This window comes from Streptococcus dentapri, from assembly GCF_042649885.1.
In the GTDB taxonomy this organism is placed as follows: Bacteria; Bacillota; Bacilli; order Lactobacillales; family Streptococcaceae; genus Streptococcus; species Streptococcus dentapri.
On the sequence record NZ_JBHSAC010000032.1, the window covers coordinates 1 to 1,056 of the forward strand.

1 protein-coding gene and 1 pseudogene are annotated in these 1,056 nt (G+C 37.5%); both read right to left on the minus strand.

Features of this window, described 5'->3' with window-relative positions:
- Positions 1 to 362: pseudogene (locus ACFOSE_RS03390) on the minus strand (hypothetical protein); the annotation flags it as partial.
- The gene (locus ACFOSE_RS03395) at positions 353 to 871 is read right to left on the minus strand and encodes a hypothetical protein (RefSeq protein ID WP_380430514.1); all 519 of its coding nucleotides are present in this window, start codon (positions 869 to 871) and stop codon (positions 353 to 355) included. The gene ACFOSE_RS03395 and the pseudogene ACFOSE_RS03390, both read right to left, overlap by 10 nt.
- Positions 872 to 1,056 lie beyond the last annotated feature (185 nt).

The following is a 1,056-nucleotide window of genomic DNA, read 5'->3' on the forward strand; positions in this document are numbered from 1 at the left end:
TTTAAATTTTCCTCAGTCTGCTGATAAAGATTCTCAACCTCCTTTCCCTGCATGGAATAGCCGTATTCACCTTGTACAAAAGCCTTGAATGTTGAACCAAGTTCAGGCAATAACCCATTACCGTTTTTATCTCCAGGCGGCTGGGTGCCTGCAACTACAATTGCAGTTTGAGAGTAATCAGTATTTCCGTTTTTATCTACTGGTGCTACTGCAATCCCTTGGGTCGTACTGTCTTTACCAGTAGTTGCAATAACTTCGTATTTTTGTCCGCCAGCTTTGATAGTGTCACCAGGTTGTTTAGTTGATGATGCTTCTTTGGTTCGACTCTGAATATCCTGCATCTGTTCATCAGTTAGTGCCATTTGCTATAACTTCCTTTCTTAATTGTTGTATTATAAACTACTTTAACATCTCTACTACCATGATTAGATTTCTTCACATCAACAAGCTGCTCTGTCTTTACTAAATACTGTATCATTTCATCTAAAATACGGTAACTTTCTAACTTGGCATTCTTTGGCAGAGTATCAGCATCGGAAACATCTATGACTTCATCACGGTCATAATTATCCAATTCAATGACCTGACTGCCATCTCCGCCATCAAAATCCATTGTTAATCCATTTGCTGTACCAAAGGGAGTATTCCCACTCCCATACTCATCTACAAGTGCTCGATTACCATGTTCATCAGAAATGGCTACAACCACATTCAATGTATACATACTATAACCATCTCCGCCATCTTCAAAAATGGGGGAAAATTCAATCCTACTAACACCTTCATAATGCTCTTTAATGTAAGTTGCTAGCTGCTCTTCCAATAAACGAAAACCATGTTTATACAAGGCTTCTTCTCGCTTTTTATCCATATACATTTTTCCTCCTACAATTCCTAAAATAAGGATAATAATACCAATAAAACTGCCAAGTCCTATCCATAGGGCTTTGGACTTTGTTTTGCTTTTTGCCATAAAACACCTTCTTTACTCGTGGTGCTAGTTAATTTCAAAATATCTCAAATTATAAGCCAGTATGATTTGTTCGATTCTCAATT

Excerpts from the sequence above, each read along its gene's own strand:
- ACFOSE_RS03395 (WP_380430514.1), bottom strand. The coding sequence starts at position 871 with ATGGATAAAAAGCGAGAAGAAGCCTTGTATAAACATGGTTTTCGTTTA.